Annotated in this window: 12 protein-coding genes and 1 pseudogene; 5 read left to right on the plus strand and 8 right to left on the minus strand. The window is 65.7% G+C overall.

The genetic code is table 11. The features are described 5' to 3' along the window. Positions 1–42 precede the first annotated feature (42 nt). The 4 genes from dnaA to mutM form a co-directional block, all read right to left on the minus strand. Positions 43–1,416: a chromosomal replication initiator protein DnaA gene (gene dnaA, locus Q0L89_RS13530; RefSeq protein ID WP_296766091.1), complete on the minus strand. Its 1,374-nt coding sequence runs from the start codon at positions 1,414–1,416 to the stop codon at positions 43–45. 534 nt (positions 1,417–1,950) lie between these two features. After that, positions 1,951–2,214 (minus strand): 30S ribosomal protein S20, encoded by a 264-nt coding sequence (gene rpsT, locus Q0L89_RS13535; RefSeq protein WP_296766094.1) that lies wholly within the window; start codon positions 2,212–2,214, stop codon positions 1,951–1,953. A gap of 207 nt (positions 2,215–2,421) precedes the next feature. Beyond that, positions 2,422–3,198 carry an enoyl-CoA hydratase gene (locus Q0L89_RS13540; RefSeq protein ID WP_296766096.1) on the minus strand — a complete coding sequence of 259 codons (777 nt, stop codon included), beginning with the start codon at positions 3,196–3,198 and terminating at the stop codon, positions 2,422–2,424. A 64-nt stretch (positions 3,199–3,262) separates the two neighbouring features. Next, positions 3,263–4,114, minus strand: coding sequence for a bifunctional DNA-formamidopyrimidine glycosylase/DNA-(apurinic or apyrimidinic site) lyase (mutM, locus tag Q0L89_RS13545; RefSeq protein WP_296766098.1), 852 nt, complete (start codon positions 4,112–4,114; stop codon positions 3,263–3,265). Positions 4,115–4,204: 90 nt separating this feature from the next. Between mutM and ubiE the strand changes: the two genes are divergently transcribed. After that, entirely contained in the window at positions 4,205–4,957 is a 753-nt protein-coding gene (ubiE, locus tag Q0L89_RS13550; protein WP_296766101.1) for a bifunctional demethylmenaquinone methyltransferase/2-methoxy-6-polyprenyl-1,4-benzoquinol methylase UbiE, read from the plus strand. A 3-nt stretch (positions 4,958–4,960) separates the two neighbouring features. Further along, entirely contained in the window at positions 4,961–6,496 is a 1,536-nt protein-coding gene (ubiB, locus tag Q0L89_RS13555; protein ID WP_296766104.1) for a 2-polyprenylphenol 6-hydroxylase, read from the plus strand. A gap of 17 nt (positions 6,497–6,513) precedes the next feature. Here ubiB and Q0L89_RS13560 read toward each other — a convergent pair whose 3' ends face one another. The 3 genes from Q0L89_RS13560 to Q0L89_RS13570 form a co-directional block, all read right to left on the minus strand. After that, the gene (locus Q0L89_RS13560) at positions 6,514–7,395 is read right to left on the minus strand and encodes a phosphotransferase (protein WP_296766106.1); all 882 of its coding nucleotides are present in this window, start codon (positions 7,393–7,395) and stop codon (positions 6,514–6,516) included. Between the two features lie 69 nt (positions 7,396–7,464). After that, entirely contained in the window at positions 7,465–8,124 is a 660-nt protein-coding gene (locus tag Q0L89_RS13565) for a flagellar hook capping FlgD N-terminal domain-containing protein (protein ID WP_296766109.1), read from the minus strand. Positions 8,125–8,133: 9 nt separating this feature from the next. Continuing rightward, positions 8,134–9,444, minus strand: coding sequence for a flagellar hook-length control protein FliK (locus Q0L89_RS13570; RefSeq protein ID WP_296766112.1), 1,311 nt, complete (start codon positions 9,442–9,444; stop codon positions 8,134–8,136). A gap of 237 nt (positions 9,445–9,681) precedes the next feature. Here Q0L89_RS13570 and Q0L89_RS13575 point away from each other — a divergent pair, with 237 nt between their 5' ends. The 3 genes from Q0L89_RS13575 to Q0L89_RS13585 all read left to right on the plus strand — a co-directional run bounded on the left by Q0L89_RS13575 (position 9,682) and on the right by Q0L89_RS13585 (position 10,631). Continuing rightward, positions 9,682–9,921 (plus strand): rod-binding protein, encoded by a 240-nt coding sequence (locus Q0L89_RS13575; protein ID WP_366937910.1) that lies wholly within the window; start codon positions 9,682–9,684, stop codon positions 9,919–9,921. A 27-nt stretch (positions 9,922–9,948) separates the two neighbouring features. Next, complete coding sequence (locus Q0L89_RS13580; protein WP_296766118.1) at positions 9,949–10,251, plus strand: flagellar biosynthesis protein FlgN; 303 nt, start codon at positions 9,949–9,951, stop codon at positions 10,249–10,251. A gap of 245 nt (positions 10,252–10,496) precedes the next feature. Next, entirely contained in the window at positions 10,497–10,631 is a 135-nt protein-coding gene (locus Q0L89_RS13585; protein ID WP_296766126.1) for a hypothetical protein, read from the plus strand. On the opposite strand, the pseudogene Q0L89_RS13590 reads toward Q0L89_RS13585, so the two are convergent. Beyond that, positions 10,598–11,881: pseudogene (locus tag Q0L89_RS13590) on the minus strand (flagellar hook-basal body complex protein); the annotation flags it as partial. The gene Q0L89_RS13585 and the pseudogene Q0L89_RS13590 sit on opposite strands and share 34 nt — an antisense overlap. Between the last annotated feature and the right edge of the window lie 143 nt (positions 11,882–12,024).

A 12,024-nucleotide genomic window follows, 5' to 3' on the forward strand; every position in this document is an offset into this window, starting at 1 on the left:
AAGCCCCCGCGTTGTCGCACGCGGGGGGCGGGCGGCGACCCGTCAGGCCTCGAGCGTGCGGCGCAGCATTTCCAGATCCTCGGCGATCTGACCATCCTGGGTCTTCAAATCCTCGATCCGACGAACACCATGCATGACGGTGGTGTGATCGCGCCCGCCGAAACGGCGGCCGATTTCCGGCAGCGACCGGCTGGTCAGGTGCTTGCACAAATACATCGCTACCTGCCGCGGTCGCGCATAGCTGCGCACGCGCTTGGGCCCGATCATGTCGGACAAGCGGATGTTGTAGTGCTCGCTGACGCGGCGCTGGATTTCCTCGATGGTGATCTTGCGTTCCGAGGCGCGCAGCACATCGGCCAGGCAATCCTGCGTCAGTTCCATCGTGATCTCGCGCCCGACCAGCGAGGCAAAGGCGAAAAGCCGGGTCAGCGCGCCTTCCAGAACCCGGACATTGGTGCTGATCCGGTGGGCGAGGAATTCGAGCACGCCATCGCTAACCTCAAGCCCCGGATACTGCTTGCGGTGGGTTTCGACCTTGGTTTGCAGAATTCCGAGCCGCAATTCGTAATCGGTGGGATGCAGGTCAACGACCAGGCCGCATTGCAGGCGGCTTTTGATCCGGTCTTCCAGATCCATTATCTCGCCCGGCGCGCGATCGGCGGAGATGATGATCTGCTTGTTGCCGTCAACCAGCGCGTTGAAGGTGTGAAAGAACTCTTCCTGGGTCGAGCCCTTGCCGGCGATGAACTGGACATCATCGACCATCAGAACATCGACCGAGCGGAACAGTTCCTTGAAATCCATCATCTTGCTGTCGCGCAGCGCCTGCACGAACCGGTACATGAACTGTTCCGCCGACAGGTAGACGACGTTGAGTTCGGGGCGGCGGCTGCGCAACTCCCACGCAATGGCGTGCATCAGGTGCGTCTTGCCCAGCCCGACGCCGCCATAGAGGAAAAGCGGATTGAACGTGACCGGCCCGCCCTCGGCAACGCGGCGTGCCGCGGCGTGGGCCAGTTCGTTGGGCTTGCCCACCACGAAGGTGTCGAAGGTGAACCGCTCGTCCAGGGGCGCGCCCGGTACGGCGCCGCCGCGTCCGGTTTCGCGGTCGCGGCCCTGCTGCGCGCCGTCCGGCGTTTTGCGGGCCGGGCGCCCATTGCCGCGTGGCGCGCCGTGCTCGACCACCTGGAAATGAATGCGCCGGACGTCTTCGCCGGCCTGGATGAACTTGTGCAAAATCAGATCGCCGAAGTTCTGCGAGACGTAATTGCCCAGAAAACTGGTCGGCACCCGGAAGGTCACGACACCTTCGGAAATCTCGGCGAATTCAAGAGGCTCGATCCAGTTCGTATAGTTGTTCTTGCCCACAGTCGCGAGCAGCCCTTGTTGCAACTCGCCCCATTGATCCTGTGTCATGCGTCCCCGTTCCACACCGTTTCCATTCCGCCTGCGGACATAGACACCAACGCATCCGCATTACTGATACCGGCACGCGATACCCCCGTCGCACGCACCACCGCCACGGCGGTGGAGAATGCGGCCTGTACCGGACCGTCTGCACGCGACCGACCACACCCTGCCGTTGCTGCCGGATCGCCGGCACGCCACGGGTGGCCGCGAGAAACGCGCACTGCAACTTGTCGGACAAGGCCAGGGTATACCCCTGAATTCAGCACAAGCGGTCATACGGCACTGCGGGGCAGCACGCACAACTGCACGTTGTCGGCCCGCAATTTCGGGCTTGTGACCTGGCCTGTCCCCCCAAGACGACGTGAATCGCACCCGCAAGGTAGCAACGCGGCTCTGGCACTGGCAACTGAACTTACGCCTTGACTCCGATATCGCGAAAAAGAATCTCGGATGCATTGAAATACCACACAAAACGCGAAAAGCGCCGCACATGGCGACGCTTTGAAACGCGGTGCGTTTTGGCGACTGTGGCGTTGCGGATCAGCCGAGCGCCTTGACGCGCGATGCCAGCCGCGAAACCTTCCGCGCTGCGGTGTTCTTGTGGAACACGCCCTTGGTGACGCCGCGCATCAGTTCGGGTTCAGCCGCGCGCAGGGCGGCGGTGGCCGCGTCCTTGTCGCCGGAGGCGATTGCCTCTTCGACCTTGCGCAACTGGGTGCGGATGCGCGAGCGGCGCGCCTTGTTGATCTGGTAACGGTTTTCGTTCTGACGGGCGCGTTTCTTGGATTGCGGCGTGTTGGCCATGTCTGTTCCCTTGCTTCCGGGCTGTTACGATATCTCTTGCGCATTTCAGCTCGACCGGGTGGGAACCACCGGAAGTGTCCTGCCAGAGCGGGCATCACGCGCATTTACATCGGGCGCCTATACGCCAATTCCAAGCGGTTGCAAAGGGCAAAATCCCCGCCTCGCAGGCGCCGCGACGCCCTCGCCCCGGACGTGCGTCTGCGCCGCTCAGCGGTCGCGGAACTGCGCGCTGCGCTTTTCCAGGAAGGCGTTCATGCCTTCCTTCTGATCATCTGTCGCGAACAGCGAATGGAACACCCGCCGTTCGAACAGCAACCCCTCGCGCAGGGTCGTCTCGTAGGACCGATTCACCGCCTCCTTGACCACCATCGTGGTGATCATGGATTTTTCGGCGATCTTCTCGGCGGCGCTCATCGCTTCTTCCATGAGCTTCTTGGCCGGCACCACGCGGCTGACAAGGCCCGAGCGCTCGGCCTCTTCGGCTTCCATGAAGCGGCCGGTCAGGTTCATGTCCATCGCCTTGGACTTACCCACAAGCCGGGTCAGGCGCTGCGTACCGCCGATGCCGGCCACGACGCCGAGGTTTATTTCGGGCTGGCCGAACTTGGCGGTATCCGAGCAGATGATGAAATCGCACATCATCGCCAGTTCGCACCCGCCGCCCAGCGCATAGCCCGACACCGCCGCGATGATCGGCTTGCGCACGCGCATGATCTGTTCGGTTTCGGGCGTGAAGAGATCCCCGGCGAAGACATCGGCAAAGCTTTTCTCGCTCATCATCTTGATGTCGGCGCCGGCGGCGAAGGCCTTGTCCGACCCGGTGATGACGATACACCGCACCTTGTCGTTCTTCTGTGCCTCGGTCAGCGCCTGCGCCAGCTCGCTCAGCAGCGTTTCGCTCAACGCGTTCATGGCTTCGGGGCGGTTGAGCTTCATCAGGGCAATGTGATCTTCGATTTCGACGATGATCGTCTCATAGGCCATGAAATCTGCTTTCGCTTGTTTCGATCAGGCCCGACTCCTGACCCATTCGCGGAGTCGGTTCAAGCTATCTTTGACAGCGCGGGCAGTAGAAGCTCGACCGCCCCGACTGCACGATGCGGCGCACCGTTCCGCTGCAGCCCGGTGTCCGGCACGGGGCGCCCTCGCGGCCGTAGACATCGAAACGGTGCTGGAAATATCCCAGTTCGCCATCGGTGCGACGGTGGTCGCGCAGTGACGAGCCGCCCGCCGCGATCGCGTCGCGCAGTACCTGCCGGATCACCGGGACCAGCGCCGCAACGCGCGACGCCGCGATCCGTCCCGCCCTCCGCCGCGGCGAGATGCCGGCGCGGTAAAGCGCCTCGCAGACATATATATTTCCCAGCCCGGCCAGGATTCTCTGATCCAGCAGCGCCGACTTGACCGGCGCCCGGCGCCCGCGCAGCGCGGCAATCAGATAGGGTTCGTCAAAGGCGTTTCCCAGCGGCTCGGGGCCAAGCGACGCTAGCAGCGGGTGCGCCTCCTGCGCGGCAGTGGGTAACAAATCCATCGCTCCGAAACGGCGCGGATCGTTGAAGGTGATCCGCGCGCCATTGTCCATGTCGAGGATGACATGATCGTGCTTTTCCGGCGTCGCGTGGGCGTGCAGGAAATCGCCGGTTGGATCGCCCGAAACCAGCATCCGCCCCGACATGCCCAGGTGGATCAGCAGCGACTCGTCCGAATCAAGATCGGCGAGGATGTATTTCGACCGCCGCCTGAGCACCGTGACCCGCCGCCCCGTCAGCCGCGCGGCCATATCCGGCGGGAACGGCCAGCGCAGATCGGCGCGTTTGAGCGTGGCCCGCGCGATACGATGCCCCTCCATTACCGGGGCAAGACCACGGCGCACGGTTTCGACCTCGGGCAGTTCCGGCATGGGCACCTCCTGATCAGGGACATACGGGCGCATTGCAGCCGCCCGCCCGCGCCCTATAAGAAGGGTGAGGTATAGGATCGGCAAGGTTTGATGAGCGAGCAGGACGACAGAACCACGCATTTCGGCTACCAGACGGTGCCGGAATCGGAAAAAGCGACGCGCGTGCGCGGGGTGTTCGGCAGCGTCGCCTCGAAATACGACCTGATGAACGACGTCATGTCGGCCGGCATTCACCGCATCTGGAAGGATGCAATGATGGATTGGCTGGCACCGCGTCCGGGCACGCGGCTGCTGGACGTGGCGGGGGGAACCGGTGACATCGCGTTCCGCTACCTCGCACGGGCCGGCCATGGTCACGCCACCGTGCTCGACCTGACCGAGCCGATGCTGATCGAGGGGCGCAAGCGCGCCGAGGCCGCGCAGCTTGCCGATTCGCTCGACTGGGTCGTGGGCGATGCGATGGCGCTGCCGTTCGCCGATGCAAGTTTCGACACCTATACGATCAGCTTCGGCATCCGCAACGTCACCCGCCCGGCCGATGCGCTGGCCGAGGCATGGCGCGTGCTGCGCCCCGGCGGGCGGCTTATGGTGCTGGAATTCAGCCAGATACCCAACGACCTGATGCAACGGGTATACGACATCTACAGTTTCAACATGATCCCGCGCATGGGTCAGCTTATCGCGGGCGACCGCGACAGCTACCAGTACCTCGTCGAATCGATCCGCCGCTTTCCCGACCAGGAGACATTCCTGGGGATGCTGCGCGATGCCGGGTTCGAGCAGGCGAAATACCGCAACCTGAGCATGGGTGTCGCGGCCCTGCATTCCGGCTGGAAACTCTGAGCGATGCGCGGGCCCCACAACATATGGCGCCTCATGCGCACCGGCGCGACACTGGAGCGCACCGGCGCCATGGGCGTGGTGCTTGATGCCTTCGACGCGCCGCGCGCGCTGCGCATCGTGTTCCGCTCGCTGGCATGGCCGTTTCGGTGGCTGGGCTACAAGGGCGACCCCATGATGCCGCCGGCGACGCGGGCGCTGAACGCGCTGGGGCCGGCCTACATCAAGTTCGGACAGATTCTTTCCACTCGGCCCGATGTCGTGGGCGACGAACTTGCGGTTCAGTTGCGCGTGCTTCAGGACAAGCTGCCGCCGTTTTCGATCGAGGCGGCCAAGGCCAGCATCGAGGACGAGCTGGGCGTCGCCGTAGACGCGGCGTTCGTGGACTTGTCGGAACCCGTCGCCGCAGCCTCGATCGCGCAAGTACACCGCGCGCGGCGACGCGACAACGGCCAGGACGTGGCGGTAAAGGTGCTGCGCCCGGGGATCGAACGCGCCTTCCGCCGCGACATCGACGCCTTTTACTTTGCCGCCGGCATGATCGAATTGCTGTCGCCAAGCTCGCGACGGCTGCGCCCGACCGAGGTGATCGCCCATTTCGAAGGTGTGGTCATGGGCGAGCTGGACCTGCGACTCGAAGCCGCGTCGGCATCGGAATTCGCGGCCAACACCGGAGACGACGACGGATTCAGCCTACCCGAGGTGCAATGGCCGCTATCGGCGCGACGGGTGATGACGATGACATGGGCCGAGGGCGTGCCCCTAGGCGACAACGCCGCGCTGGATGCCGCCGGGCACGACCGCGCGGCGCTGGGCCAGCGCGTGCTGCGGTTGTTTCTCAGCCACGCGCTGCGCGACGGGTTCTTCCATGCCGACATGCACCAGGGCAACCTGAAGGTCGCGGCGAATGGCGACATCATCGCCTACGACTTCGGCATCATGGGGCATATCGACGAGTACACACGCCGCGTTTATGCCGAGATCCTCTACGGATTCATCAAGCGCGACTACCAGCGCGTCGCCGAAGTGCATTTCGAGGCGGGGTACGTGCCCGCCGACCGCAATGTCGACGAGTTCGCCCGTGCCCTGCGCGCGGTCGGCGAGCCGATCTTCGGCATGGATGCCTCGCACATCTCGATGGGGCGGTTGCTGAGCTACCTGTTCGAGGTGACCGAACGGTTCGGCATGGAAACCCGGACCGAACTGATCCTGCTGCAACGCACCATGGTGGTGGTCGAAGGGGTGTCGCGTTCCCTGTATCCGCAGATCAACATCTGGGAGGTCGCCAAGCCCATCGTCGAGGACTACATCCGCCAGAGCATCGGTCCCCGCGCCCTGAGCCGCGACCTGGCCCGCACGGCGCAAGTGCTGGCGCGGTTCGGCCCGCGTCTGCCGCGGCTGGTGGAGGCCGCGCTGATCCGGCAGGCCGCGGACCCAGAACCGGCGCCGCGCCCCAGCCGCTTGTGGCCCGCCATGTGGGTGATCGGCGGTACTGCCGCAGGGGCCGGTGGCATGTTCGCCGCCCTGGTTCTGCTGTCCTGAACCCCGCGCGCGGGGCCTCAAGCCCCCTTGCGTCGCCGCAGTGCATCGCGCTCCATCGCATAACCGGCCGCGTATTCGCTCGCGCCGCAATGCATCCGCCACAGGCAATATGCCGCCATGCGCCAGTGATGCCAAGGTGCCAGCGCGTGCAGCCGCGCGACCGTTTCGGGATCGTCATATTCGGCCAGGAACGCGGCGCGTTCAGACCCGCTCAGCGGGCTGCCGCGATAGAGCTGCTGCATCGCGGGCGACAGGAATATCGCCAGATCCTCGACCGGGTCGCCGCGCGCCGGGCATTGCCAGTCGATCAAGATTGCCCGATCACCCTCCACCACCAGGTTTCCGGGCACCACGTCGCCGTGCAGCAGCGCGTCGCAGCGCGCCGGGGGTGGCTGCGCCTGCGCCGGTTGACGCGCCAAGTGGCGCTGCGCCTGCTCCACGGGCAGGTGGGCCAGGATGCGGCGGGTTTGCGCGACCAGGTCATCGGCATCGCCCGGCAGGGCGCGCAGTCCATCGGGCGCCGGCAACCGGTGAAGCCGGCGCAGCAGTCGCGCCACGGGGGCCGGGTTGCCCCGCCACGCCGCGCCGGGCGCATAGCGGTAGACAAGGCAGGCGCCCTTCGGGGTGCGCAGCAGCGCCCGGAACTCGGGCGCCAATCCACGCCCCGAGAGGTGGCGCAGCGTCAGCGCCTCGGCCACCGGATCATTGGGAAACATCGGGTTCGCCGCCGCGCCCGCATATGACTTGACGACCAGGGATTCGCCCTCCGCGCCGTGTGAAACCCGCCACAGCCGATTGGTGCGCCCACCCGGCATCGCGGTCCAGCGCGCAGCCGCCGGCACGACGCCCTGCGCTTGCAGGAAACATGCAAGTTCCGTCTGGTCGTCTGCGTCCGGCACGGTCGATTCCGATCATCTTCCAAGATGTCGGCGGACGCTAGGCAAAGCGGCCATCGGCGACAAGCCCGCTCAGTCGCCGGCACGCAGCGCGGTTACCGTGCCGGGTGCAACGCGCGCCCCGCCTTCGAGGATAAGGACCGGCTCGCCGTCCTCGATTCGCGCCTCGGTCACGCGCGCATAAACCTGCGCCTGCTGCGTGCCCAGCAAGGTGTCGCCAGTGTAGCTTTCCACCTCGAAGCGGTAGCGCCCCGGTTCGACCGGGCGACCGTGGGAATCGACCCCGGCCCATGACGTGGTGCTCTCGCCCGGGGGCAGGGTACTGCGGCTGACGACATCGCCTTGCGCGTCGCGCACGACAAGCACATGGCGCCCGGCGTCGGGTTGGGGCGCGTAGGTCAATTCCACCGGCGCGCCATCGAAACGGCCCGAAACCGGGGCGCGTACCTGCATGCCGATCCACCCGGCCAGGTCGCTGATACCGCTGGCGATTTGCGCCGAAAGCCCCGAGAGAAGGTCATTGGTCAGAACCTGCTGCTCGACCGATGAGAACGTGGCCAGTTGCACCGCGTAATCGGTTGAATCGACCGGATTCATCGGATCCTGGTTGCGCATCTGCGCCGTCAGCATTTTCAGGAAGGTCTCGAAATCCGAGCTGATCGCACCCGCGCCGGAGGTCTTCGATGGTTGCGGTTGCGTGCCGGTCTGTGCGGCTGTCGCGGCGATGTCCATGATTGACTCCTATACCCTGAGATCAAGACCGCCTGCCCCGCCCGTGCCGCCGCCAGGTGGCGTCGATGCGCGGGGCATCGCCTGTTCATCCGCTGGGGCAGCGGCGATCGCGGTCTCCGGGTTCGGCCCGGTGCCGGAATCCGGGCGCCCCTGGCCCGATTGCCCGAAACTGAAGGTCACGTCGCCGTAACCGAGGTCACGAAATTCCCGCGCGAGCTGATCAATATGGCGGCGCATCAGTTCCAGCGTTTCGCTACGGTCGGCAGTGATCGCCATCGCCAGCCCGGCGTCCTGATGACTCAGGCTGATCCGGACACGGCCCAGTTCCCGCGGGTTGAGCGCCAGTTCCACATCGCCGCCCGCGGCCTGCGGGATTGCATCGGCCAGTTGCGTGGCGATGTGGCGTGCAACCTCTGCCGGCGCCTGGGCGGCCGCGGAAAGGCGCACGGCCGCCCCGGCGGTTTGCCCCGGAGCGGGAAACGACATCTCGGAAAGCTCCCGTTCGGAGAAAAAGGCAGGCTTTCCGGCGGTCGGTTCAGCCGTCTGCGCCCCGGATGCGAGCCGCATCACGGCGATGGATTCCTGTCCCGACACCGCCGCCACCCGGCCCGAAAGGCGCACGCCGACACGCATCCCGGCATCGGTCGCGACGCGATCCGGCTTGCCCGCTTCGGCCCGCCCTTGCCGGCGCGGCGCGTTCGGGGCCGCGTCGATGCGTATAGCGGCGGGGGCACTAGCCGTCTCACCGGCGGCTGGCACGGTGGCCGGCTGCACCACGGCGGTGCCCGCCCGCGAACCGGGCCGAGCGGCGGCATCGGTGCGGACAGCGGCGGCCTGGTTTGCAGGCTCGTCGGCGGAGCGCAGAAGGGCGGGCTGCACCGTTGCAGCGGTCGCTTGCCGTTCGGGCGGCGATTCGGCGGGCGCAAGCGAGGTCTGCCGCCCTTCGGGAGCGGCTTGCGCCGGGATGGTGGTCGCCACCATCGGCGGCGCCGGGGCGGCAGCGGGCGCACCGCCAACGGCTTGCCCCATGGGTGAGGCGATGCTGGCCGGCCCGGGGGCCGCCGGGCCGCCGGAAAGACCATCGGTTCGCAGCGAATCCGCCTGGGCCTGCGGCCGCACCGGGAATTGCGGCACTTCCCCCGTTGCCGCTTCGTCGTCGCCATCGGCCGGGGCTGGGGACAGGCCCTGTTCCGCCATGTCCCCTTCTGCCATGTCCTCGTCCGGTTGCCGGCCACGGATGGCATCCTCCTGGAAGAACGCGGCGAAGGGCGTGCGTAGGCCCGCATCGGCCACCCCCTCGGCGGCGGGCGGCCAGCCCACGGACTGCGTCGTCCGCTCAACACGAGGCGCCGGGGACAGGGCGTTGTGAACGTCTGGCATAAGAACCTCTGCTGCCTGGGGACGTACCGCAGATAACCCGGATTCGGTTACCGCATGTTTACCCGTCAACGGGCAGGCTGGGAAAAACCCGTCGAATTGGAGGTACTGCCCATGACCGGCCCCGCACCCCTGCCGCCCCCGGCAGCCGTGACATTGCCGCCATCGCGCCGCGGCCCCGTGCCCGATGGCGACGCCGCGCTGCGTGACGCGGCGCGGAAGCTCGAAACCAGCTTTCTTGCCGAGATGTTGAAATCAGCGGGGCTCGGGGAAACCCGTGACACGTTCGGGGGTGGCGCCGGGGAGGAGCAGTTCGCCTCTTTCCTCCGGCAGGCACAGGCCGAAGAGATGGCAAAGGCCGGCGGCATCGGCCTGTCCGAGGCGCTGTTTCATGCCCTCAAGGAGCGACACGATGGATAGTGATCGATCCTCGACCGTCTCGAAGACATGCTTGACAGGGAACGCCGCGCGGCACTCGACGGCGACGTCGAAGCACTGCCAGGCCTGCTGGCCGAGAAGGAGCGGCTGGTGACCGACCTGGAGGCTCACGGCGCCGCGACCGGCGCGCGCCTCGACAGGGCGAGGGCGCATATCGCGCGCAACCGCGCGCTGCTGGACAGCGCGCTGGAAGGGATGCGCACGGCGATGCGTGCCATCGGCGCGCGCCGGCAGGCGCTCAATACCTACGACATGACCGGCGCACGCACCGTTATCGGGCAAGACGCGCACCGACTGCATCAGCGCAGATGATCGGCATTTTAGGTGAATTCCGGGCTCTCGCCGCGCGATGCTTAGCATTCTCTTAGCGTTTTCGGCCACAGGCTTGACCAGCATTCGGAAACCCGGATGGCGCAGCCAGCAGAAAGACCCCGGTTGCACGGGTCAGAAGACCTTTGATCGTTCCTGCAAACGGCAGGACCATGAACAGGGCGCGAAACCGCCCGCAGATTGAAGGAAGAAATGCCATGTCCAGCGTTCTTACGAACAACAGCGCGATGGTTGCGCTGCAAACGCTCAAGACCATCAACACCAACCTTTCCGACACCCAAAGCCAGATCTCCACCGGCAAGAAGGTGGGTTCGGCCAAGGACAACGCCACGGTCTGGATAACCTTGGCGCTGGACGAATAGGCGCGCTGCGTCTGTATCATGTCGGTAAGCTCGCCGGCCACGTCGGTTGCCGATTCCTCGCGCGCGAAGGCCGCCACCTCGCCCGTGGGCCCCTCGCCGGCGTTCCATAGAAAGAACGTGCCGCTTTCAGGCGAGGGCATGTAGGTTTGCTGATCCAGCGAGATCATCCCGTTCGGATTCGGCATGTCGGCCAACGGGATCTGCGCGACCCTGCGGTTGATCCCGGTATCGAAAATGGCGTGGACGAAGCCGCTTTCATCCACCTCCACCGAGGTCATGTTGCCGACCGGGAACCCGTCCTTCGAGATCGAGACCGGCGCGAAGCTGTCCGAAAGCTGCGTCAGCCCATCGGCCGCGCCGGGCGTGCCGATGTTGATCTCCATCGGTCCGCCGGCGACGTTGACCGTCAAACTACCTGTCGCCGGGTCGTAAGCCCCACCGATTAAGGTGTTGACCGATTGCAAGGTGCCGCCGGCGCCGCGCGTGCTGTCGAATTGCAGCGCGTATTCGCCGATCAGCGCGCCGCCGCTCGCGGTATCGCGCAATTGCATCGTCCATTCATTGGACGCACCCGTCGCTGGAATTCGCGGCGTGAAGCTGACCTCGATGCTTTCCGACTGACCGAGGTTGCCGATGTATTCCACAAACAACTGGCGCGGGTCACCGGGGGCCGCCGCCTCGGTTTCCGTGGCCGGCAGGTTCACACCGAGGTCGATGTGGCTGGTCGGTTCGCCGGAAAACTGGTTGACGTCGATCTGGACCGGCGCCAACCCGGCACCGGTGTCACGGGGAAACGCCGGAATGCTGCCGTCGGCCAGCGCGGGCCAGCCCATCAGTATCAGGCCGGATTCGGTCTTTAGATAACCGTCGGCATCGGTCCGGAACGATCCTGTCGTCGTCAGCAGCATCTGGTTGGCGCCATTGCCGCTGGCGACTTCGGTGGATTTGGCAACCGGCAGGAAGCCGCGCCCCCGCACCGCCAGATCGGTGGGATTGCCGGTCGACACGAGAGCGCCGCGTTCGTCGATCAAGCGCTGCGTGGTCGCGCGCACGCCGCCGGCGGAATAGGGGCCGGAATTGCCACTTGTCACCATCGAGTGAAAGTCGGAATCCATCCGCTTGTAGCCAAAGGTTCCCGAATTCGCGATATTGTCCGATATCGCGGCAAGGCGGCTGGCATTGGCCGTCAGGCCCGCGACACCTGCATTGAGCGAGGAGGAAATCGTCATTGATACGCCTTTCTGCTGCATCTACATCCTGTCATGCACCAGAGCTACCGCCGCGAGCTTAACGCGACGCTAACGGCTAAAATCCTTGTTACTCTACACACCTTTCTCACGTAGCAAGATCAGTTCCAGCCGGTTGTTGCGCGGCGACATCGGGTCGCTCACGG

The sequence above is a fragment of the Sediminimonas sp. genome (genome assembly GCF_024637375.1).
Taxonomy (GTDB): domain Bacteria; phylum Pseudomonadota; class Alphaproteobacteria; order Rhodobacterales; family Rhodobacteraceae; genus Sediminimonas.

Excerpts from the sequence above, each read along its gene's own strand:
- dnaA (WP_296766091.1), bottom strand. The coding sequence starts at position 1,416 with ATGACACAGGATCAATGGGGCGAGTTGCAACAAGGGCTGCTCGCGACT.
- rpsT (WP_296766094.1), bottom strand. The coding sequence starts at position 2,214 with ATGGCCAACACGCCGCAATCCAAGAAACGCGCCCGTCAGAACGAAAAC.
- Q0L89_RS13540 (WP_296766096.1), bottom strand. The coding sequence starts at position 3,198 with ATGGCCTATGAGACGATCATCGTCGAAATCGAAGATCACATTGCCCTG.
- mutM (WP_296766098.1), bottom strand. The coding sequence starts at position 4,114 with ATGCCGGAACTGCCCGAGGTCGAAACCGTGCGCCGTGGTCTTGCCCCG.
- ubiE (WP_296766101.1), top strand. The coding sequence starts at position 4,205 with ATGAGCGAGCAGGACGACAGAACCACGCATTTCGGCTACCAGACGGTG.
- ubiB (WP_296766104.1), top strand. The coding sequence starts at position 4,961 with ATGCGCGGGCCCCACAACATATGGCGCCTCATGCGCACCGGCGCGACA.
- Q0L89_RS13565 (WP_296766109.1), bottom strand. The coding sequence starts at position 8,124 with ATGGACATCGCCGCGACAGCCGCACAGACCGGCACGCAACCGCAACCA.
- Q0L89_RS13580 (WP_296766118.1), top strand. The coding sequence starts at position 9,949 with ATGCTTGACAGGGAACGCCGCGCGGCACTCGACGGCGACGTCGAAGCA.
- Q0L89_RS13585 (WP_296766126.1), top strand. The coding sequence starts at position 10,497 with ATGGTTGCGCTGCAAACGCTCAAGACCATCAACACCAACCTTTCCGAC.